At 57.7% G+C, this 20846-nt stretch carries 17 protein-coding genes; 9 read left to right on the plus strand and 8 right to left on the minus strand.

The features are described from left to right. Window positions 1-36: 36 nt before the first annotated feature. Window positions 37-822 (minus strand): OBAP family protein, encoded by a 786-nt coding sequence (locus tag AFL22_RS03775; protein ID WP_010260249.1) that lies wholly within the window; start codon window positions 820-822, stop codon window positions 37-39. A gap of 106 nt (window positions 823-928) precedes the next feature. Here AFL22_RS03775 and AFL22_RS03780 point away from each other — a divergent pair, with 106 nt between their 5' ends. Both AFL22_RS03780 and AFL22_RS03785 read left to right on the plus strand, forming a co-directional pair. Continuing rightward, window positions 929-2023 carry a DUF1615 domain-containing protein gene (locus tag AFL22_RS03780; protein ID WP_010669679.1) on the plus strand — a complete coding sequence of 365 codons (1095 nt, stop codon included), beginning with the start codon at window positions 929-931 and terminating at the stop codon, window positions 2021-2023. Window positions 2024-2269: 246 nt separating this feature from the next. After that, window positions 2270-2977, plus strand: coding sequence for a Bax inhibitor-1/YccA family protein (locus tag AFL22_RS03785; protein ID WP_010260256.1), 708 nt, complete (start codon window positions 2270-2272; stop codon window positions 2975-2977). Window positions 2978-3027: 50 nt separating this feature from the next. Here the strand turns inward: AFL22_RS03785 and AFL22_RS03790 are convergent, their stop codons facing one another. The 3 genes from AFL22_RS03790 to AFL22_RS03800 are packed head-to-tail and all read right to left on the minus strand — an operon-like array spanning window position 3028 to window position 5995. Then, window positions 3028-3993 carry a lysylphosphatidylglycerol synthase domain-containing protein gene (locus tag AFL22_RS03790; RefSeq protein ID WP_052270823.1) on the minus strand — a complete coding sequence of 322 codons (966 nt, stop codon included), beginning with the start codon at window positions 3991-3993 and terminating at the stop codon, window positions 3028-3030. After that, window positions 3993-5237, minus strand: a complete 1245-nt coding sequence (gene clsB / locus AFL22_RS03795) for a cardiolipin synthase ClsB (RefSeq protein WP_010260263.1) — start codon at window positions 5235-5237, stop codon at window positions 3993-3995. Before clsB ends, AFL22_RS03790 begins: the two co-directional genes overlap by 1 nt. Continuing rightward, complete coding sequence (locus AFL22_RS03800) at window positions 5234-5995, minus strand: endonuclease/exonuclease/phosphatase family protein (protein ID WP_022626009.1); 762 nt, start codon at window positions 5993-5995, stop codon at window positions 5234-5236. Before AFL22_RS03800 ends, clsB begins: the two co-directional genes overlap by 4 nt. A gap of 179 nt (window positions 5996-6174) precedes the next feature. On the opposite strand from AFL22_RS03800, the gene AFL22_RS03805 reads away from it, so the two are divergent. The 4 genes from AFL22_RS03805 to AFL22_RS03820 all read left to right on the plus strand — a co-directional run bounded on the left by AFL22_RS03805 (window position 6175) and on the right by AFL22_RS03820 (window position 10372). After that, window positions 6175-6567, plus strand: a complete 393-nt coding sequence (locus tag AFL22_RS03805; protein WP_031594396.1) for a YbhQ family protein — start codon at window positions 6175-6177, stop codon at window positions 6565-6567. 217 nt (window positions 6568-6784) lie between these two features. Continuing rightward, a complete protein-coding gene (gene rhlE, locus AFL22_RS03810) occupies window positions 6785-8161 on the plus strand; it encodes an ATP-dependent RNA helicase RhlE (RefSeq protein ID WP_033779545.1) in 1377 nt (458 codons plus the stop codon). Window positions 8162-8163: 2 nt separating this feature from the next. After that, window positions 8164-9114: a tRNA dihydrouridine(16) synthase DusC gene (gene dusC, locus AFL22_RS03815; RefSeq protein WP_033766737.1), complete on the plus strand. Its 951-nt coding sequence runs from the start codon at window positions 8164-8166 to the stop codon at window positions 9112-9114. Between the two features lie 70 nt (window positions 9115-9184). Next, window positions 9185-10372, plus strand: coding sequence for an MFS transporter (locus AFL22_RS03820; RefSeq protein WP_052270824.1), 1188 nt, complete (start codon window positions 9185-9187; stop codon window positions 10370-10372). Window positions 10373-10393: 21 nt separating this feature from the next. Here AFL22_RS03820 and AFL22_RS03825 read toward each other — a convergent pair whose 3' ends face one another. The 4 genes from AFL22_RS03825 to AFL22_RS03840 all read right to left on the minus strand — a co-directional run bounded on the left by AFL22_RS03825 (window position 10394) and on the right by AFL22_RS03840 (window position 16146). After that, window positions 10394-11995 carry an inorganic phosphate transporter gene (locus AFL22_RS03825; RefSeq protein WP_052270825.1) on the minus strand — a complete coding sequence of 534 codons (1602 nt, stop codon included), beginning with the start codon at window positions 11993-11995 and terminating at the stop codon, window positions 10394-10396. 187 nt (window positions 11996-12182) lie between these two features. Beyond that, a complete protein-coding gene (locus AFL22_RS03830; protein ID WP_010260287.1) occupies window positions 12183-13304 on the minus strand; it encodes a L,D-transpeptidase family protein in 1122 nt (373 codons plus the stop codon). Window positions 13305-13518: 214 nt separating this feature from the next. Continuing rightward, window positions 13519-15333 (minus strand): glycoside hydrolase family 15 protein, encoded by a 1815-nt coding sequence (locus tag AFL22_RS03835; RefSeq protein WP_052270826.1) that lies wholly within the window; start codon window positions 15331-15333, stop codon window positions 13519-13521. Between the two features lie 231 nt (window positions 15334-15564). After that, window positions 15565-16146 (minus strand): DedA family protein, encoded by a 582-nt coding sequence (locus tag AFL22_RS03840; protein WP_052270827.1) that lies wholly within the window; start codon window positions 16144-16146, stop codon window positions 15565-15567. A gap of 205 nt (window positions 16147-16351) precedes the next feature. On the opposite strand from AFL22_RS03840, the gene AFL22_RS03845 reads away from it, so the two are divergent. The 3 genes from AFL22_RS03845 to AFL22_RS03855 all read left to right on the plus strand — a co-directional run bounded on the left by AFL22_RS03845 (window position 16352) and on the right by AFL22_RS03855 (window position 20739). Then, a complete protein-coding gene (locus AFL22_RS03845; protein ID WP_010260296.1) occupies window positions 16352-16939 on the plus strand; it encodes a Yip1 family protein in 588 nt (195 codons plus the stop codon). 178 nt (window positions 16940-17117) lie between these two features. Then, entirely contained in the window at window positions 17118-18065 is a 948-nt protein-coding gene (gene pbpG, locus AFL22_RS03850; RefSeq protein ID WP_010669685.1) for a D-alanyl-D-alanine endopeptidase, read from the plus strand. A gap of 226 nt (window positions 18066-18291) precedes the next feature. Beyond that, window positions 18292-20739 carry a DUF3772 domain-containing protein gene (locus AFL22_RS03855; RefSeq protein ID WP_050680587.1) on the plus strand — a complete coding sequence of 816 codons (2448 nt, stop codon included), beginning with the start codon at window positions 18292-18294 and terminating at the stop codon, window positions 20737-20739. Window positions 20740-20846: the final 107 nt, after the last annotated feature.

Here is a 20846-nt window from a genome sequence, read left to right on the forward strand (position 1 = left end):
CCCGCATCCCCGGACATCACGACGCTTAGCGCGGGATTAAGGCTGCTTTAGCTGCTCAGCCGGACCAAAACCGGTCTGACCGTGGCTGTGTTCGCCGCCGCCGGCGGTGCGCTTCAGCTGAATGACCTGGCCCTGTTGCCAGGCATTGGCACCTGCTGCGGCAGGATGCGCCACGATATCCGCACGCTGGGCGCGGATCTTTTTGCTGTCGACGTCAAAACGACGATCGCGGTCCGCCAGCAGTCGCGAGTCCATCTGACCATCCTCCGTAAAGCCCATCATCAGCGCCGGAATGCCGATCGGCAGCGTTTTGTCGCGATCGGTGTGCCAGGTGTGCCAGGTTTTCCCGTAGGTGTTCACAATGCGCTTCATCAGGGCGTGGTCGGCGGCTTCCGGTAAGCCTGGTGCAATCAGCGTGCCCGATTTCACCTCATACTGATGGCTGTGCCAGAGCTTCTTTTCTTCGGGCGGCAGGGTGTTAAACAGCCGTTCGCTGATAATGTACTCCACGCCCATCAGCCGTGCATCACGCGTATTGCCGTCGTAAATCACCGCCTGCATCACATCGTCATTCAGCACGGTGACATAGTGGTGCGCCTCCATCTGACCGTTCTTATCGCCGTTATAAAAATGGAATCCGTCGAGATAGGTGTTGATGGCGTCGATGGGCGGACGTGACTGCATCACGCTGGCGCCGGTCTCCAGCACCTTAAGCGAGGAGGAGGTGGGGGCGCCCGGAGATTTTACCTGGGCAGGCGTATTATTAGCGCCGCAGCCGGTTAATAACAGGCTGAACGCCGCAACAGGCCAGAGTTTAAACATCGTAAGTTCCTTTAACGGTAAAAAAGATAACCTTAGTTCAGTTCTCGCCTGCCTGTGAAACTCTGGCAATGGTAGAGTAGAGCTTTGGTTCATTCTGAGGACAGGCATGTCATCCACCCCGATTCTGCAACGTCTGACACTGGTCGCCGCACTGGTGCTGGCAGGTTGTAGCAGCAAGAAAACCCCTGAGGCGCCGGTGCGGCAGCCTGAAGATGTCAAAGCGCAGATCCAGCGGCTGCTGCCGTCGCACGTCAGCAATAAAGCGGCGTGGAGCGACGATATCTACACCACCTTCCGCACTCAGCAGATCGATCCCAGCGCCAGCAACCTCTGCGCGGTGATCGCCGTGGCGGATCAGGAGAGCAACTTCAGCGCCGAGGCCGCGGTGCCGGGTCTGCCAAAAATCGCCTGGGGCGAGATCAATCGCCGTGCGGCGCAGGTGCACGTTCCGGCATTCCTGGTGCGTACCGCGCTGCAGATCAAATCGCCCACCGGTGAAAGCTACGCCGCCCGGCTGGACAAAGTGCGCAGTGAGAAAGAGCTGAGCGCTATTTTCGATGACCTGATCGATATGGTGCCGATGGGCCAGACGCTGTTTGGTAATCTCAATCCAATCCACACCGGCGGGCCGATGCAGGTCAGCATTGCGTTTGCCGAAGCGCATGCCAAAGGCTACCCGTGGCCGATCGATGGCACCATCCGGCGTGAAGTCTTTACCCGTCATGGCGGGATCTACTTCGGGACGATGCACCTGCTCGGCTATCCGGCTGACTACAGCCAGCCGCTCTACCGCTTTGCCGACTACAATGCGGGCTGGTATGCCAGCCGCAATGCGGCCTTCCAGGCGGCGGTGTCGCGCGCCACCGGCATGAAGCTGGCGCTGGATGGCGATCTGATTCTTTATGGATCGGATGCGGCGGGCGGCACCGAACTGGCGGTGCGCACGCTGTCGAAGCAGATCGATATGAGCAACAGCGACATTCGCCGCGATCTGGAGAAAGGGGAGAAAGCGTCGTTCAGCGACAGCGAACTCTGGAAACAGGTCTTTACCCTGGCGGATAAAATGGCGGGTCGAAAATTACCGCGTGAAATGCTGCCGGGCATCAAGCTGGAAAGCCCGAAAATTACCCGTAATCTCACCACGGCGTGGTTTGCGCAGCGTGTCGACAGCCGTTATCAGCAGTGCCTGTCGCGACGTTAAGCGGCATGTTGTGGCGCAGTTGAGCTGAGCTGTGCCACACTTAGAGCCAGTTCCGGGCGACTTTTATTGTTATTCTGGCCCTGAACTGTGCGCATCCTCATAAGGCCGTATGGGCCCGTGGCGGTTGTGTCGCGCTGTCGCTGGCCCAACGGGCTGAAACAGAAACAACGTATGCCTGCCAGACCAGGTTATTCATCCGGTTCCCTGTGTGGGGCCGGTCCTAATCCGTTTAACAAGAGGTGCATCATGGACCGATATCCACGAAATGATTCCATCGTTCAATCCGCATCTCGCGGTTTACAAGCTTATATGGCGCAGGTTTATGGCTGGATGACCTGCGGTCTGTTACTGACGGCGTTTGTCTCCTGGTACGCTGCGCGCACGCCAGCGATCATGGAGCTGGTGTTTGCTAACCGCATCACCTTCTTCGGACTGATTATCGTGCAGCTGGGGCTGGTCTTCTTCCTGTCAGGCATGGTGCATCGCCTGAGCGGGGCCGTGGCAACCGGGCTGTTTATGCTCTATTCGGCGCTGACCGGCCTGACCATGGCGAGTATCTTCCTGGTTTACACTAACTCCTCGATCGCCAGCACCTTCTTTATCACGGCGGGGATGTTTGGCGCGATGAGCTTCTACGGCTATACCACCAAACGCGATCTCAGCCGTTTTGGCAGTCTGCTGTTTATGGCGCTGATTGGCATCGTGCTGGCGTCGCTGGTGAACTTCTGGCTGAAAAGCCCGGCGCTGATGTGGGCGATTACCTACATCGGGGTGGTGGTATTTGTGGGGTTAACGGCCTATGACACGCAGAAGCTGAAAAATATCGGTGAGCAGATCGATGCCCGCGATACGGAAAACCTGCGTCGCTACTCGATTATGGGCGCACTGACGCTGTATCTGGACTTTATCAACCTGTTCCTGATGCTGCTGCGGATTTTCGGCAACCGCCGTTAAGTCTGAGGGAGTAGCGGGGGAGGCGCACTGTCTGCGCCTCCCCTTTTTTATTACGACTTCTGCAACTTCTGCTCATTCTTCTGGCGCAGATGCTTCGCCCGACTCTCCAGCCCCAGATAGAGCACCAGCGCTAGCAGCAGCGGCAGGATAAAGTAGAGCACGCGATAAGCCAGCAGCGCCGCAATGATAGTGCCATGCGAGGCGTGCTGACCGCTAAGCAGCGCCAGGAAGACCGCTTCCAGTACGCCAATGCCCGCAGGAATATGAATGATTACCCCGGCAATACTGCTGATCAGCAGCACGCCCAGCACCATCGGATAACCGACGTCTCGTCCCAGCAGCAGCCAGATAATCGCCCCCATCACCATCCAGTTGGCACAGGAAACCGCAAACTGCAGCAGCGCCATGCGCAGCGAGGGCAACTGCAGCGTCTGGCCTTTGATCGTCCAGCGATGCTGTTTTGAGAAGGCACAGGCCCAGAGGTAGATCGCCACCAGCACCAGCAGAGCGCCACCAATCAGCCGCAGGGTGGTTTCACCAATAAACCAGCCGCTGGGGATCGACACCATGCCCGCACTGAATACCACGCCCGCCAGCAGAATATAGCCCAGCCAGTTAGTGGCGATGCTCAGAGAGAAGATGCGGGTGATGGTGCCGCTATCCAGCCCTAACCGTGAATAGAGCCGGTAGCGCATCGCGACGCCACCCACCCAGGTGCTCAGCGTCAGGTTGAAGGCGTAACAGATAAACGACACCAGCATCACCTGCCGCTTCGCCAGCTTATGGCCGCAGTAGGCGCGTCCAATCAGGTCATAGCAGCCATACACCAGGTAACTCAGCACCACCAGTCCGGCGGCGGTCAGTACCACAAAGCGGTTGTAGTTAACGATGACGTCATAAACATCTTCCCAGTTCACTTTGCGGGCATAGACCACCAGCAGAACCACCACCGCGATGAAAAAGAGCACGGTGAGGATTTTTTTTGCCAGTTGCCAGCGTGGATGTTTTTTTGCCATCAGGATTTTGCTCCCGGGTTATCAGTTTCAACGCGATCCTGCGTCTCCATTTCAGGCTGTACCGGCTCACCCACCTGGGCCAGCAGCGGCGTATGCGCCGGCAGCCAGCCAGCGATGGCCGGGAAATGGCGCAGGAAGTGGAATACCACCACGCTTTTACTCAGTTGCCACCAGTTGCGCGGCGGTAAGCGATCTTCCTGCACGCGCTGGCAATCGTTGGCCAGCAGCGCTTCCAGGTTATCGCGCAGCGTCTGGTTAAACGGCCTGTCGTGGATGATCAGATTGGCTTCGAGGTTAAGTGACAGGCTGAGCGGATCGAGATTGCTGGAGCCGACGGTGGCCCAGTAGTCGTCTTTTACCGCGATCTTGCCGTGCAGCGGGCGACGGATATATTCGTAGACTTCGACGCCGCCATCGACCAGATAGTTGTAGAGCAGCTCCGCGCCCACTTTCACAATCGGCATATCCGGTTCGCCCTGCACAATCAGTCGTACCCGGACGCCACGCTGCGCGGCGTTGCGCATCTCACGCAGCAGCCGGTAACCCGGGAAGAAGTAGGCATTGGCGATAATCACATCCCGCTTCGCCTCGCGCAGCATCTCCAGGTAGTGGACTTCGATGTCGTCGCGATGCTCGTCGTTATCGCGATAAACATAGAGCACCTGAGCATCGCCTGGCGTGGCGTTGACCGCCGGACGATGAGAGCGCGATCCCCACCAGCGGCGGGTATTCTGTTCGCTGCCAATCGCCTGTTGCAGATAGCGGGCGATGTCGCCCACCACCGGGCCTTTGACCTGCACCGCATAATCCTGTTTGGCTTCCGGGCCATAATCGGTGTTGTGCTCGGCTGAGAAGTTAATGCCGCCCACAAAGGCCACCACGTCATCCACCACCACGGTTTTGCGGTGCAGGCGGCGGAAAACGTTGGTGCGCATCCCCATCACCAGCGGACGCGGATCGTAATAGATGAAACGCACGCCAGCGCTGGTCAGGCTGTTAACAAATTTGTCGGAGAGTTCGGCAGAGCCATAACCATCGACCATCACTTCGACCCGCACGCCGCGCTGGGCTGCCGCCAGCAGTTCGCGGTGCAGGGCGTTGCCCACGTCATCCTCAAACAGAATAAAGGTTTCGATTAATACCGTACGTTCCGCCCGCTGAATGGCGCCAAAGACCCGCGGGAAAAACGCTTCGCCATTTTCCAGCAACAGCAGCCGGTTGCCTTCCTGCCAGCTAAAATTCATAGGTGAATCTCCACCGCCAGCGGCGCATGGTCGGAAAGATGGGACCAGGGCTTGCGCGGCAGCGCCCACGGATGACTGACGGTGGCGTTGCGGACATAGATGCGGTCGAGCCGCAGGATCGGGAAGCGCGCCGGGAAGGTGCGCGCCGGGCGTCCGGTTTTCATACTGAATACCTCTTTCAGGCCTGCGCCATGTTTCAGAATGGAGTTAGCGCGTCGCTGCCAGTCGTTGAAATCGCCCGCCACCACCACCGGCGCGTCGGGCGGCAGTGAGTTAACCATTTCACATATTTTCTTCATCTGCGCGTGACGATGGGCCACTTTCAGACCCAGATGAACGCAGATGACATGCAGCGTGCCGTGCGGCTCGGGCAGGGCGATCTGGCAGTGCAGCATACCGCGGTTTTCACTGCCCGCCACCGAGATATCCCGGTTCTCATAGTCGGCGATCGGGAAGCGAGACAGCACCGCATTGCCGTGATGCCCCTCCGGATAGACCGCATTACGCCCATAGGCGAAATCGTTCCATATGGTGTCGGCCAGAAACTCATAATGAGGAGAATCGGGCCACTCCTCATGGTTAAGGGAGTGGATGGCATGCGTGCCCATCACCTCCTGCAGAAAGACTACATCCGCCTCCGTTGCGCGAACGGCGTCGCGTAATTCGGGCAGGATGAAGCGGCGATTGAAAGGGGCAAAACCCTTATGTGTATTGATCGTCAGGACTTTTATTGAAAATCCTTGCTTGTTTTGTGGCATACTCGCGACGCACTCCTTTTCATCATCAATAGAATCAAAGTGTAGTCTTTGTCACAAATGGGTGGTGAAAGAGGACGAAAATTAGGGCGTTATCCGAAAATTGTTTTACATTGAGGAAATCGTTTCCGGCTTGTGCCGGTAGCACTTGGGCGACCTGTTGGGTCTGCCAGGAGAACTGAATGAAATGGTCTAATCGTATTCAAATTATCACGGGTCAAACGTTGTTGCATATTGCTATGCATCTGCTGGTGATCGCTGCACTGATCTGGGGCTGGAAGCACAAAGCGCTGGTTGATGTCTGCAGTACGCTGGTGGCGATGTACGCACTGGTTTTTGTTGCCATGCTGGTGACACAGCGCATTGCCCGTTTACGTACTCTCGGCGATTATCTTGAAGAAGCGACCACCACTTACTACTTTGGCGCCGCCATGATGACACTGTTCCTGGTGTCGCGGATTTACCACAACAACCTGCTGCTGGCGTGTCTCGGCGTAGTGATGTTGCTGGGTCCGGCGCTGGTCTCGCTGCTGGCCAAAGAGCCACCGCGACGAATCGAAAACAAACGTAGTTAAGTTGAAGGCCACCGGAAGGTGGCCTTCCTGTTTTCAGGCGGTTAAGTTGTGTCAGGAAATGTGAGCTATCTCGCACACTTCTCTTAAAGCTGTTACACTCGCCCGCTTACGCATCGTAGTTTGCGCCCTTTTCACGCGTCAGCCCTGGCTGGCGTCACTATCCCTCTGAAAACTACACCGTGAATCACGGTCAGAGCGGACCGGAGTAAATCACTTAATGTCTTTTGACTCTCTCGGCCTGAGTGCCGATATTTTGCGCGCGGTCGCCGAACAAGGCTACAGCGAACCCACACCTATCCAGCGCCAGGCGATTCCTGTTGTGCTGGCAGGCCGCGATCTGCTGGCGAGCGCCCAGACCGGCACCGGCAAAACAGCCGGCTTTACCTTACCGATGTTACAAAAACTCTCTGCCACTGCCACGCCCATCCGCGGTCGTCGCCCGGTGCGCGCCCTGATCCTGACCCCAACCCGTGAGCTCGCGGCGCAGGTCGGCGAAAACGTCAGCGACTACAGCAAATATCTCTCGCTGCGTTCCATGGTGGTGTTTGGTGGCGTCAGCATCAATCCACAGATGGTAAAACTGCGTGGCGGCGTCGATATCCTGGTGGCAACGCCTGGACGCCTGCTGGATCTGGCACAACAGAATGCGGTTGACCTGTCACAGGTCGAAATTCTGGTGCTGGATGAAGCGGACCGTATGCTGGATATGGGCTTTATCCACGACATCCGTCGCGTACTGGCGCGTCTGCCGGCCAAACGTCAGAACCTGCTGTTCTCTGCCACCTTCTCTGATGAGATCAAAGGCCTGGCTGAGAAACTGCTGACCAACCCGGAAATGATTGAAGTGGCTCGCCGCAACACCGCCTCCGAGCAGGTCGCGCAGCAGGTGGCTTTCGTTGATAAGAAGCGTAAGCGTGAATTGTTGTCTCAGCTGATTGGCGAAGGCAACTGGCAGCAGGTGCTGGTCTTTACCCGGACCAAACACGGCGCGAACCACCTTGCCGAGCAGCTGGGTAAAGATGGTATCTCCGCTGCCGCGATCCACGGCAACAAGAGCCAGGGTGCACGTACCCGCGCGCTGGCCGACTTTAAGTCAGGCGGAATTCGCGTCCTGGTTGCCACCGATATCGCGGCCCGTGGCCTGGATATCGAAGAGCTGCCACACGTCGTGAACTATGAGCTGCCTAACGTCGCCGAAGATTACGTTCACCGTATTGGCCGTACCGGCCGTGCGGCGGCGACCGGTGTCGCCCTGTCGCTGGTCTGCGTCGATGAGCATAAGCTGCTGCGTGATATCGAACGTCTGCTGAAGCGTGAAATCCCGCGTCTGGCCGTTGAAGGTTATGAACCCGATCCGAGCATCAAAGCGGAGCCGATCATCAACGGTCGTCAGCAGCAGTCTCGCGGCGGTGCAGGTGGCGGCGGCGGCCGTGGTCGCAGCCAGGGCGGACAGGGTGCAGGCGCATCGCGCTCATCTTCATCCGGCGAAAAGCGTCCTCAGGCGCGTCGTCAGAGCCAGGCCGCTCCTCAGGGCGATAGGCCCGCAGCCCGTCCGCGTCGTCCGGCAGCAGCGAAGCGTACCGGAAACGTCTGAGTATGAGGGTTTTACTGGCACCGATGGAGGGCGTGCTGGATTCACTGGTGCGCCAGCTGTTATCGGAAGTAAACGACTACGATCTCTGCATCACTGAGTTTTTGCGCGTGGTCGATCAACTGCTGCCGGTAAAATCTTTCTACCGTCTCTGCCCCGAACTGCATAACGCCAGCCGCACGCCTTCCGGCACGCGGGTGCGTATGCAGCTGCTGGGGCAGCATCCCGAATGGTTAGCCGAAAACGCCGCACGTGCGGTGGAACTGGGCTCATGGGGTGTGGATCTCAACTGTGGTTGTCCTTCTAAACTGGTCAACGGCAGCGGAGGCGGCGCAACTCTTCTTAAAGATCCCGATCTGATCTATCGCGGCGCGAAAGCGATGCGTGAAGCGGTGCCTGAAGATTTGCCGGTAACGGTGAAAGTGCGGCTCGGCTGGGACTCCAGCGCCCGCAGTCTGGAGATTGCCGATGCGGTGCAACAGGCCGGTGCCAGCGAGCTGGTGGTGCATGGGCGGACTAAAGAAGAGGGCTATCGCGCAGAGGCGATCAACTGGCAGGCGATTGGCGACATTCGTCAGCGGCTGCGCATTCCGGTGATTGCCAATGGCGAAATATGGGACTGGCAAAGCGCGCAACACTGTATGGCGGTAACCGGCTGCGATGCGGTGATGATTGGCCGTGGCGCACTGAACATCCCCAACCTGAGCCGGGTAGTGAAATATAACGAGCCGCCGATGGCCTGGCCTGATGTGGTGCGGTTATTACAGAAATACAGCCGGCTGGAAAAGCAGGGTGATACCGGCCTCTATCACGTGGCGCGTATCAAACAGTGGCTCGGTTATCTGCGCAAAGCCTATGGCGAAGCCGATGGCTTATTCAGCGAAATCCGTGCGTTAAAATCGTCGGGCGACATTGCACAGGCGATTGATCGTCACGCACATGTTCATGGTTTGTGATAAAAAATCAGGCGACCCCTTATCGGCCTGACGGTATAGTGGGAAAAATTTCCTGGACCCCTTGCCTGCTATGTCTGACTCCGCTGTGTTGAGCAACAGCCAGCTCAACAAACGAATCCTCTCTGTTATTATCTTCACCTTCTTCTGCTATCTCTCTGTCGGACTGCCGCTGGCCGTGCTGCCAGGCTTCGTCAAAAATCATCTTGGCTTCAGCTCCTTTATCGCCGGACTGATTATCAGCATTCAATATTTTGCGACGCTGCTCAGCCGTCCGCAGTCGGGCCGTCTGGCCGATCGCCTTGGGCCAAAGCGGGTGGTGATGCTGGGACTGCTCTGCTGCGGCATGAGCGGGGTGCTGACTATCGTGGCCGCACTGCTGAGCGGCTGGCCATGGCTGAGTCTGGCGCTGCTGGCCATCGGGCGGCTGTTTCTCGGCGTAGGTGAAAGCTTCAGCAGCACCGGCTCTACCCTGTGGGGTATGAACATCGTCGGGCCAATGCAGACCGCGCGCGTGATCTCCTGGAACGGTGTTGCGACCTATCTGGCAATGGCCGTCGGTGCACCGCTGGGCGTGCTGCTGAACAGTGAATTTGGTATGGGTGGATTTGCCGGGCTGATTGCGCTGATGGGCGTGGCGGGCTATCTGATGGCCAGCCGCAAACCGGCGGTGACGGTCAGCGTGGGCGAGCGCATTCCGTTTCACCGCGTCTTCTCCCGCGTCTGGCTTTATGGCCTGGCGCTGGGCTTCGGCACCATCGGTTTTGGCGTTATCGCCACCTTTATCACCCTCTATTTTGCCAGCCGTGACTGGCAGGGCGCGGCCTATGCGCTGACGCTGTTCAGCCTGGGGTTTGTGCTGGTGCGTCTGGGGTTTGGTCGCTTTATTACCCGTTTCGGCGGGCTGCGCGTGTCGCTCTTCTCTTTCCTGCTGGAGTGCCTGGGACTGCTGATTATCTGGCAGGCGGACAGCGCCTGGCTGGTAGGGGCGGGCGCATTCCTCACCGGCAGCGGATTTTCGCTGGTCTTTCCGGCGCTGGGCGTTGAGGCGGTTAAACGGGTTGAGCGTCAGGATCAGGGCTCTGCACTGGGCACCTATTCCGCTTTTCTCGATCTGGGCCTGGGCTTAACCGGCCCGGTGGCGGGATTGCTTATCGGACACTGGGGGATGCAGTCAGTCTATCTGGCGGCGGCGTTGATGGTGCTGGGAGCGCTGCTGATTACCCTGCGGCTTTACTGGCAGCAGCGGCTTATCGCCTGAATGACGATAAGCCGCAGACCGTTAAAAATGGCTGAACGCCCAGTAGAGCAGGGCAGAGAGCAGAATAGAAACCGGCAGCGTTAAAATCCAGGCGACGGCCAGGTTACGCAGCGTCGAGAGCTGCAAGCCGGAACGGTTCGCCGCCATGGTGCCCGCCACGCCGGATGAGAGCACGTGTGTGGTGGAAACCGGTAAACCGAAACCGTCAGCCGCGCCAATGGTCATCATCGCCACCAGTTCGGCGCTGGCGCCCTGGGCATAGCTCAGATGGGTTTTACCGATCCGTTCTCCCACTGTGACCACAATCCGGCGCCAGCCGACCATGGTGCCCAGTCCCAGCGCAATCGCCACCACCACTTTCACCCACATCGGAATAAAGCGGGTGGCGCTGTCGAGTTCCGTTTTCACTGCCTTGAGATTGCGTTCCGTCTCCTGCGGCAGTCTGACCTCGGCGCTCTGCAGATGCTTGATCGATTCTGACGCCAGATACATCTGGTTGCGGGTATTGGTCACCGCCTGAGCTGGAATGTTTTCCATTGAACCGTAACGACGAATCTCATCGCCGACTTCGCGCAGCGTCATCGCCAGCGCGGGCAGCACGTCGGGATTCATGCTGTTGCTGCCAACAAAGCCGGTCAGTACCTCACGGGCCGGTGGAGGATTGGCTGAGGCGGGTTGCAGTTGCAGCAGCTGATGGGCGGTCACTTCGTTCAGCGCCGCGACGCGCGGGATCTGATCGGGTGGCAGCGATCGGTTCAGGGCGTAGGCGATCGGCATGGTGCCCACAAGGATCAGCATAATCAGCCCCATTCCTTTCTGACCATCGTTGGAGCCGTGCGCAAACGACACGCCGGTACAGGTCAGGATCAGCAGGCCGCGGATCCAGACCGGTGGCGGCTGATTGCTTTCCGGCGCCTGATAAAGCTGGCGATTGCGGATAAACAGTTTCATCACCCACAGCAGCAGCCCGGCGCAGACAAAGCCGACCACCGGCGACAGCAGCAGTGCATAGCCGACCTTCAATGCCTGATCCCAGTCAACCCCGCTCAGACCGCTGCGTCCGTGCAGCATCGCATTGGCAACGCCGACGCCGATGATTGAGCCGATCAGCGTATGGGACGACGACGACGGCAGCCCTAAATACCAGGTGCCCAGGTTCCAGATAATCGCTGAGAAGAGCAGCGCATAGACCATGGCAAACCCGCTGCCGCTGCTGGCCTGCAGGATCAACTCCACCGGCAGCAGTGAGATAATGCCAAACGCCACCACGCCGCTGGAGAGCAGCACACCCAGAAAATTACAGAAACCGGACCAGACCACCGCGATGCCGGGCGTCAGCGAATGGGTGTAGATCACGGTCGCCACGGCATTGGCGGTATCGTGAAAGCCATTCACAAACTCAAAGCCGAGCGCAATCAGCAATGCCAGCCCCAGCAGAAAGAACGGCAGATAGCTGGTGACCGGCATATTGGTCTCTTCAACATCGCTGACCAGATTGAGGCCAGCGAACGCCAGTCCGGCAACCAGCAGAATAAAGAACAGCGGTTTACTGAAACGGCTATTTTTGCCGTTGAAATCGGGGCGACCTCGGGCTGATGAGGAGGAGAGACTGTTTTCGCTCATGGTGTACCTCTGGTGGCTGATGCCGGCTGCTGATTTGCACCGGGTCAACGCAGTGTGATACGCGCTTTATATGACAGATTAATGATCGTCGGACGGGGCATTCTGAGCGGAGTGCGCGGGAAAACGCGGAAACGCAGGCAATAAAAAAGCCAGCGACAGGCGCTGGCTTCTGCAAGCAGGGCGGCAATTACGAGCTGGTATTGGCCGCGGCTGCAGGTGCTGCTGGTGTTACCGGAGCGGCCGGTGCGGCTGGCTCAGTGGCCGGCTGCTGTGGCTGCGCGGCATCACTGTTTGCACCCTGAGAGGTGACCGGCGTCATTGGCTCTTCCTGTGGCACAGCCTGCGGGTTTTCCGGCATCGGAACTGGCGCAGTCTGGATGTTGTTCTCCACGCCGTTCACTTTTACTGGCATACCGGTACGGCCCTGAATCGCGCCATTAACCTGATCCTGATTGACGCTGGCATCAACCAGAACTTTGCTCACAGCCTGATTCAGCGTAATCGGCACCAGCTCACGCGAGTTGAACTGCTCTTCGGTGGTCGACAGCGGGTTATGCACTTCTACATAACGTGAACCGTCTGGCTCCACGGTCGCTTTTACCGGCTGATCAACGAACTGTACGCGCGTACCGACCGGCACGTTCTGATACAGCCATTTGATATCGTCAGCGCGCAGACGCACACAACCATGGCTCACGCGCAGGCCGATACCGAAGTTGGCGTTGGTGCCGTGAATCGCATAGAGGCGACCGATATAGAGCGCATACAGGCCCATCGGGTTATCCGGGCCTGGCGGGAAGACCGCTGGCAGGGTTTCACCGCGCGCCGCGTAATCCGCATGCATGCCTTTGGTTGGCGTCCAGGTCGGGCCATCTTTTTTACGTTCTACCGCTGTGGTCCAGTTAATCGGGGTATCTTTACCCAGTTCACCGATACCAATAGGCAACACCACCACGGTTTTGCTGCCTTTCGGATAGTAGTAAAGACGCATCTCCGCGCTGTTAATCACAATGCCTTCACGCGGTGCGTCCGGCAGGATCAGCTGCTGTGGGATGATCATTTTGCTGCCAGCCTTAGGCAGATAAACGTCAACGCCCGGATTGGCTTCCAGCATATTGCTGAGGCCCATCTGGTACTGTGCCGCAAAAGCTTCCAGCGGCAGTTTGCTGTCTTCAGGGACAGTAATTTCGATATTTTCGCCGATCAGACGGCTGTTGGCCGGCGGTAACGGGTAAACCACAGCAAAGGCTGACTGGCTGAAGGCAGCCAGAGCCAGTGCGATTGAAGCGAAAGCGCGAATGATTTTCATATTTTACAATTCTTTATCGCCATATTTCAGGCTGTTCAGTGTGTCGAATTCATGCTGGCCAATGTGACCTGCTGCGCATTATATGTTCATTAATCTGACGTTGTGAATCGGGATTTTAACCTGCCTGCAATACTTTACGTAAATTCACCGCGGATGTTAGCGCATTTACCGAAAGCAGGGCGCTAAAAATGGGGCTTTCCGGGCTTATCCCTGACTAAGGTTGCCACTGCGTTTGTTCGCCGCTGAGTTTGCGGTTCAGGAAAAAGGCGGCACTGATTAACGCCAGATGGGTCAGCGCCTGCGGCGTGTTGCCCAGCGCATGGCCGTGGCTGTCAAACTCCTCCGCGTAGAGGCCCAGTGGATTGGCGTAGCTCAGCAACTTTTCAAATTCAAAATGCGCTTCCTGAATCCGGCCCGCGCGTGCCAGACACTCGACATACCAGAAGGAGCAGGCTCCGAAGGACCCTTCTGAGCCTTTCAGGCCATCGGCGGGCGTCTCATGCGTATTGTAACGGCGCACCATACCGTCGCTGACCAGATTGGTTTTGATCGCATCCAGCGTGGCAATCCAGTCCGGGTCGGTGGCTCCCACAAAACGCACCAGCGGCATCAGCAGCATTGAGGCGTCGAGATGTTCGCCATGACGGGTTGAAGAGAAGTGACCCCGCTCACTGTTCCAGAAGTTAGCCCAGATATCTTCGCGGATCTCCCGGCGCGCCCGATCCCAGCGTTCATAAGGCATCGGCAGCGATCGCTTCATGCCCAGACGCAGCGCGCGATCCATCGCCACCCAGCACATCAGACGCGAGTGCAGGAAATGTTCCGGTTCACCGCGCATCTCCCAGATACCGGCATCGGGCTGATCCCAGTTCTCACACAGCCAGTCGATCATTTTGACGACATGTTCCCAGCCGCGCTGGGAGATCGCCTCACCATATTTATTGGCCAGATAGACCGCATCCATCAGCTCGCCATAGATGTCGAGCTGGGTCTGCTGCCAGGCGTCATTGCCGATGCGCACCGGACGGGAGTCGGCATAGCCGGAGAGATTCAGCAGCTCCATCTCGTGCAGTTCGGTGCCGCTGTCCAGCCGGTACATGACCTGCAGGCGCATCTCATCGTGATGGCTGTTTTCAACGCAGCGACCAACCCAGTGGGTAAAGTGTTTGGCTTCATCGATGTAGCCCAGCCGCATCAGGGCATACATGCTGAACGAGGCGTCACGGATCCAGGAGGCGCGATAGTCCCAGTTGCGTTCGCCGCCCAGCTCTTCGGGCAGGCCAAAGGTTGCCGCCGCCGCAATAGAGCCGTGCTGATGTGAAGTCAGCAGTTTGAGGACCAGCGCCGAACGCTGCACCATTTCGCGCCAGCGTCCCTGATAGTTACTGTGGGCGCTCCAGCGTCGCCAGTAGTTCAGCGTCTCTTCAAAGCAGTGTTCGGTGGTCAGCGCTTCGATATGCGCATCATCCACGCTGCCAAATTCAAACTGCGCATGTTCACCGGGTTGTAACGTGAAGAGGGCGGTCGCGCTCTCATCCTCCAGCGTCATCACCACGCTGGCGGCGAGACGCAACGACGGCTGGCCTTCGGCATGAAAATCGATACAGCCGTTGTGCGCCTCTGCGCGGGTCTGCGCCCGGGCATAGTCGTGGCGCGGTGAACAGCGCAGGCTAAAGGTCGCGCTGCCGCGTACCATTTTGACCCGCCGGATCAGACGCGGCAGCTTGTCCTTGTCATCACAAATCGGCATGTAGTCGGTAATCTCCGCCACGCCTTCATCATCCAGCCAGCGGGTCTGCAGGATGTTGGTATCGGGCAGGTAGAGCTGCTGACGTCGCGCATTGGGCCAGTCAGGGGCCAGGGAGAAAAGCCCGGCATCATCGCTGTCGAGCAGGGCGGCAAAGACCGACGGGCTGTCGAGTTCCGGCCAGCAGAGATAATCAATGGTGCCATCATTCGCGACCAGTGCGCAGGTGCGCAAATCTCCGATCACGCCATGGTCTTCAATCTTACGTTTTACCTTACTCATCCTCATCTCCCTGTCAGTGTCCATCCTAACTATAGCTGAGCCATCTGATGCGGCTTCGTTTGGGCACAGATGGTTAACGTGCGGTTGAATGAGACAGGGAAGGGGGGAGGGCGGGTGAAACATGGGAAATCGCCAGCAGGGTCGCCTGTCGCTGCTCAGCGTCGGCGACCCTTACCACCGGTCAGCTCACTCTCATAGACGATGGCGTCTGCTGGCGAATCCGTGGTTCATTTATTCCTGATCGGCACGACGGTTGTGCCAGCGGCGGATCACCCAGCGCAGCGCAAAGGCGAATACCACTGCGCCGACCAGCCACAGCAGATGCTTCAGATGCTGGTCGAGTTTATGCAGCCACGGCGCGATGATGCCGCCCGCGAAATAGCCCAGGGTGACAAAGATCAGCGCCCAGATGGCTGCCCCGATGACGTTAAGAATAAAAAACTTCATCGGATTGAGGCGGCTGGCCCCGATGATGATTGGGCCAATCAGTCGAAAGCCATACATAAAGCGCACGCCAATCACAAACAGGCTGGGACGGCGTTTAATCAGGCGATTCGCCTTGATCACTTTATCCTGATGCTTTTTAAAGCGGCGCAGGATCTGTGTGCCCCAGCGGCGACCGACCCAGTAGAGCAGTTGATCGCCGACAATACCGCCACCCATGGCGGCCAGCACCACCCCCACGTAATGCAGCAGCCCCTCATGCGCGGCGACGCCGCCCAGCAACGTAAATGTTTCCCCCTCGGCGATACAGCCAATAAAAAGTGCCAGATAACCGTACTGCGTAATTAATGCGTTGATATCCAGATGCAAAATGACCCTCCCTGTTCAGTGACTGTTTCTTCCAGTCTATACGCGATTTGGCTTCGCTTCCGCCCGTGCCTCATGGGTCCGTTTATTTATGCTGTTTTTTTGTCCGGTCACCACGAAAGTTTCGCTGCCGTTTATACTTGAGAGGACGCTGCCCCCAAAGACGGATGCATCATCGGGCGGCCCACTGCATCAGAGGAGTGAATCTATGAATCATGTCTGGGGTCTGCTGGCGCATCCGAATCAGGAAATGCGTCATATCAAGCAAGAGAATGAGAGCGTATCGCACCATTACACCCACCATGTTCTGCTGATGGCGGCGATTCCGGTGATCTGCGCCTTTATCGGCACAACTCAGCTGGGCTGGAATCTGGGCGAGGGGCAATATGTGCAACTCAACCTGTTGACCGGGATTGGGCTTGGCATTCTGTTCTATCTGATTATTCTGGGTGGCGTCGCGGTAATGGGACGCGTGATTCACTGGATGGCACGTGATTATCCGCAGCGCCCCGGCGTACAGCGCTGTACGGTGTTTGCGGGCTATGTGGCCACGCCGCTGTTTCTCAGCGGGCTGGTGGCACTCTATCCACTGGTCTGGCTCTGCGTGCTGGCGGGCGCCCTGGCGCTACTCTACACCGGCTATCTGCTCTATATCGGTATTCCACTGTTTCTTAATATCGACCGCGAAGAGAGTCTGCGTTTTTCCGGTTCAACGCTGGCCATCGGCGTGCTGGTATTTGAAGTATTACTGGCATTAACCGTGGTGCTGTGGGGATATGGACCGCATCTGTTCTGACCGATCGCTGCCGCCGCTCTGGTGGCAGTTCTCTTTTTACGCCCGGAAACACTCTCACCAGGAAATTTCTTAACCTTACGGGTATGATATCGCCGCCAGCCCGCGCTCCGACCTCACTGAAGCGGGCGGCCTGTGTCGGTCTGACACAGTACATATTCATAACCGGGTTTTTTCTACGATGCCTGCAAAAATTCGTTCCACCCTGCTTTCGCTGGCGCTGCTCGTTTCAGGGCAGATTGTTTCACTGCCGGCGCAGGCGACGACGTCGCTGTCGCAACTGGCGCCGATTGCTCAGCCGCAGATCGCCTCTGGCAGTGCGATGATTGTCGATCTCACGACCAATAAAGTGCTGTTTTCCAGCCACCCTGATCGGGTCAGGCCCATTGCCTCCATCACCAAGCTGATGACTGCTATGGTGGTGCTGGATGCGCATCTGCCGATGAACGAGATGATAACCGTCGATGTCAGCCAGACGCCGGAAATGCGGGGTGTCTTCTCACGCGTTAAGCTCAATAGCCAGATCAGCCGCCGTAATATGCTGCTGCTGGCGCTGATGTCCTCGGAAAACCGCGCCGCTGCCAGCCTGGCTCATGCTTATCCGGGCGGCTATAACGCCTTTATCCGGGCGATGAACGCGAAAGCGCGGTCACTGGGCATGAAACAGACCCGCTATGTGGAGCCAACCGGCCTGTCGACGCAAAACGTCTCCAGCGCGCAGGATCTGGTTAAATTACTCAAAGCGACGCGGGAATATCCGCTGCTTGGCGCGCTCAGCACCACTAAAGAGGAGACGGCGGTGTTTGCCCATCCGAGCTATGCGCTGCCGTTCCGCAACACCAACCATCTGGTCTATAAAGATGACTGGCACATTCAGCTGACTAAAACCGGCTACACCGATGAGGCGGGCCACTGCCTGGTGATGCGCACCATGATTAATAATCGTCCGGTGGCGCTGGTGGTGCTGGATGCCTTTGGCAAATATACCCACTTCGCCGACGCTAACCGTCTGCGCAGCTGGATTGAGACCGGTAAAGCGGCGCCGGTGCCGGCTGCCGCACTGGCATATAAAAAACAGAAATCGGGCCAGGTTGCCAGTAATGGGGCCAGCAGCGCCGACGTTGAGTAGAAAACAGCCGGTGTTGCGCGCTGCGGACACTGGCATTATCTGCAGGCTGAGCGGGTATCCGGGATGATGCAGGCAGAGGCGTACAGCGATTTTCACGCCTCTGTCTGCACCGAATTAGTCCGAAAAATGCCCGTTATTCCTATATTGCCATCCCTTGCAAAGCCCTACACTACGCGCGACTGGCGAGGGACGATCGCCTGATTTAAGCTGCCGGAATCTTACTCATATGTTTAAGCTACGATCCTTTTTTGCATTGTTAATGCTGGCGCTGGTGGCGTTTGCCCCGGCGCTGACGCTGGCCGCGGATGATAAGGCCACTGCTGCTCAGGAACAGGATGCGCCGCCGAAGCTGAATGCTGCGGTTGAACTGCCGAAAATGCAGAAGATCCTCGATAAAATCAAAAGTCAGGTCTCCGTTGATGCTGGCGAAAACAAGCTGACTCAGCTGAATGAAATGGCGCTTGAGCTCTCAGGCAGTGCCGACACGCTGGGCCAGGCGCTGCTCCCCGATCGCCAGCAACTGGAAGCCCAGTTGCAGGTTCTGGGGCCGGCACCTAAAGCCGACAGCGGCGTAAAAGAGACGTCGGAAGTGACGCGCAAGCGTAACGCGCTGGAGAGTCAGAAAAGCAAACTCGACGACCAGATCAAACAGGCCGAAGGCATTAAAAATGGCGCGCTGATGCTCTCCTCGCAGATTGTTAACCTGCGCCGCGATCAGCTGAAAAGCCAGCTGGCGCTGAACTCCGGCACCATTCTGGGGCCGCGCTTCTGGTCACCGCTGCTCAATAGTCAGGATCTGGATGGCGAGAAAATCGGTGAATTCCTGCAGGAGTTGCAGGACACCGCGGCACTCTCATGGGAGCCGGGCTGGCGCGTGGGCAGTGTCTTCTGGCTGCTGGCTGCCATGCTGGTGATGACGGCTGGCCGTCGTTACAGCGAAGAGTTTCTGGCCTGGATTAGCATTCACAAACTGCCGGAAGGGAAGCTGCGCCGCAGTTTCCTGGCGGCAGCGATAGCCCTGACCACCCTGGTGGCTGTCGTCCTCACCTTTAACTTTATCGCCCTGGCCTTTACCCGCCGTGATGAAGTTTCTGAAAACGTTCAGGACTTTGTGGATCAACTGGTTCGGCTCAGTGTCTTTTGTGGCCTGATTGCCGGACTGGGACGCGCTTTCCTCTCTACCCGTCGCCCCAGCTGGCGTTTACCGACCATCTCCAATGAAGTGGCGATGGCGTTAAAACCGTTTCCACCGATTACCGCCGTGCTGGTCTTTATCTTCCAGACGGTCGAAGCGTTTAACTACAGCGTCGGCACCAGCCTGAATACCACCATTTTTGCCAACGGGCTGACGGCACTGCTGATTGGTACTACCGCGCTGGCGATCAGCATGCGCACCAACCGGGTTCGTCGCCGTATGACCCAGGCGGGCACACCACCAGAGGCTCGCTCTACGCTGGTCGGACTGATCCAGATGGGCCTGACGCTGACCGGCATCGCCATTCTGGTGTCGCTGCTCATCGGTTACGTCACGCTGGCGCGCTTCCTGAGTTATGAAGTGATCTGGTGCGGCCTGCTGTTTGGTTCGTTCTACTTCCTCAGTCATCTGCTCAACGATGGCTGTGAGAGCCTGTTCTCGACCAGTAACGCAACCGGTCGCCGTATTCAGAGTTCGCTTAACATCAATGAGCGTCATCTGCAGCAAACGGCTACGTTGCTGACGGCCATCGGTAAAACCTTCCTGGTGCTGGTTGTGGCGCTGGCGCTGGTCAACGGGACCTTTGCCTCTTCAACACCGATTGAGCTGCTGCAAAAAGTGATTGAGTTCTGGGGCGGTAAAGGGCTTGAATCCCTGAATATCGTCCCGGCGCATATGGTGAATGCGATTATCTGCCTGATCGTCGGCATCTATGTGCTGCGAACGGTGCGCCGCTGGCTCGACACCGATTTTCTGCCGAAAACCACCATGGATGTGGGCATGCGGGTGTCGCTGGTGACGCTGTTCAGCAACATCGGTTATGTGCTGATTATCCTGCTGACGTTGTCGATCATGGGCCTGCAGTGGAATAAGCTGGCCTGGATCGTCAGTGCCTTGTCGGTAGGTATCGGTTTTGGCTTACAGGAGATTGTGAAGAACTTTATTTCGGGGCTGATTCTGTTGACCGAGCGGCCAGTGAAGGTTGGCGATCTGGTGAGCATCAGCGGTATCGAAGGGGATATCCGCCGGATTAACGTGCGCGCCACCGAGATCCAGCTGGGCGATAAATCCACGGTGATTGTGCCGAACTCGCAGTTTATCTCGCAGAACGTGCGAAATGCCACCATGGGTAATGCGCAGGGGGTGGTCACGATTACGCTGACGTTCCCGCTCGACATCGATCCGGCGAAAGTGCGCGATATCCTGCTGGAGGTCTACAACGAAAATGAACGCATTCTGGAGACGCCAGAGCCATCCGTTTCGTTTAAAGACCTGACTCAGCAGGGAATTATATTGAGCGTCACCGGTAACGTGGCGGGTCAGCGCCAGATCGCAGGGGCGAAGAGCGACCTGCTGTTCGATATTCTGACGCGTCTGCGTAAAGAGGGCATTCTGCTCTCCACACCGCAAACCATGATTATCGAGCGCCGTCAGCAGATGGCGGGTGCGGAGCCGGTCCCCGAAGAGAAGCTGGTTTAAGAGAACCAGGTTTAGGTGTGTAAAGGCCGACTTCTGTCGGCTCTGATGGTAAATACAGTGTGGCCCGGTTAGCTGTGTAATCGAGCTGGCACAGGGAACACGGTCAG

The sequence above is a fragment of the Pantoea sp. CFSAN033090 genome (assembly GCF_001264395.1).
Taxonomy (GTDB): Bacteria; Pseudomonadota; Gammaproteobacteria; order Enterobacterales; family Enterobacteriaceae; genus Pantoea; species Pantoea agglomerans.

Excerpts from the sequence above, each read along its gene's own strand:
- AFL22_RS03775 (WP_010260249.1), bottom strand. The coding sequence starts at position 822 with ATGTTTAAACTCTGGCCTGTTGCGGCGTTCAGCCTGTTATTAACCGGC.
- AFL22_RS03780 (WP_010669679.1), top strand. The coding sequence starts at position 929 with ATGTCATCCACCCCGATTCTGCAACGTCTGACACTGGTCGCCGCACTG.
- AFL22_RS03785 (WP_010260256.1), top strand. The coding sequence starts at position 2,270 with ATGGACCGATATCCACGAAATGATTCCATCGTTCAATCCGCATCTCGC.
- AFL22_RS03790 (WP_052270823.1), bottom strand. The coding sequence starts at position 3,993 with ATGGCAAAAAAACATCCACGCTGGCAACTGGCAAAAAAAATCCTCACC.
- clsB (WP_010260263.1), bottom strand. The coding sequence starts at position 5,237 with ATGAATTTTAGCTGGCAGGAAGGCAACCGGCTGCTGTTGCTGGAAAAT.
- AFL22_RS03800 (WP_022626009.1), bottom strand. The coding sequence starts at position 5,995 with ATGCCACAAAACAAGCAAGGATTTTCAATAAAAGTCCTGACGATCAAT.
- AFL22_RS03805 (WP_031594396.1), top strand. The coding sequence starts at position 6,175 with ATGAAATGGTCTAATCGTATTCAAATTATCACGGGTCAAACGTTGTTG.
- rhlE (WP_033779545.1), top strand. The coding sequence starts at position 6,785 with ATGTCTTTTGACTCTCTCGGCCTGAGTGCCGATATTTTGCGCGCGGTC.
- dusC (WP_033766737.1), top strand. The coding sequence starts at position 8,164 with ATGAGGGTTTTACTGGCACCGATGGAGGGCGTGCTGGATTCACTGGTG.
- AFL22_RS03820 (WP_052270824.1), top strand. The coding sequence starts at position 9,185 with ATGTCTGACTCCGCTGTGTTGAGCAACAGCCAGCTCAACAAACGAATC.
- AFL22_RS03825 (WP_052270825.1), bottom strand. The coding sequence starts at position 11,995 with ATGAGCGAAAACAGTCTCTCCTCCTCATCAGCCCGAGGTCGCCCCGAT.
- AFL22_RS03830 (WP_010260287.1), bottom strand. The coding sequence starts at position 13,304 with ATGAAAATCATTCGCGCTTTCGCTTCAATCGCACTGGCTCTGGCTGCC.
- AFL22_RS03835 (WP_052270826.1), bottom strand. The coding sequence starts at position 15,333 with ATGAGTAAGGTAAAACGTAAGATTGAAGACCATGGCGTGATCGGAGAT.
- AFL22_RS03845 (WP_010260296.1), top strand. The coding sequence starts at position 16,352 with ATGAATCATGTCTGGGGTCTGCTGGCGCATCCGAATCAGGAAATGCGT.
- pbpG (WP_010669685.1), top strand. The coding sequence starts at position 17,118 with ATGCCTGCAAAAATTCGTTCCACCCTGCTTTCGCTGGCGCTGCTCGTT.
- AFL22_RS03855 (WP_050680587.1), top strand. The coding sequence starts at position 18,292 with ATGTTTAAGCTACGATCCTTTTTTGCATTGTTAATGCTGGCGCTGGTG.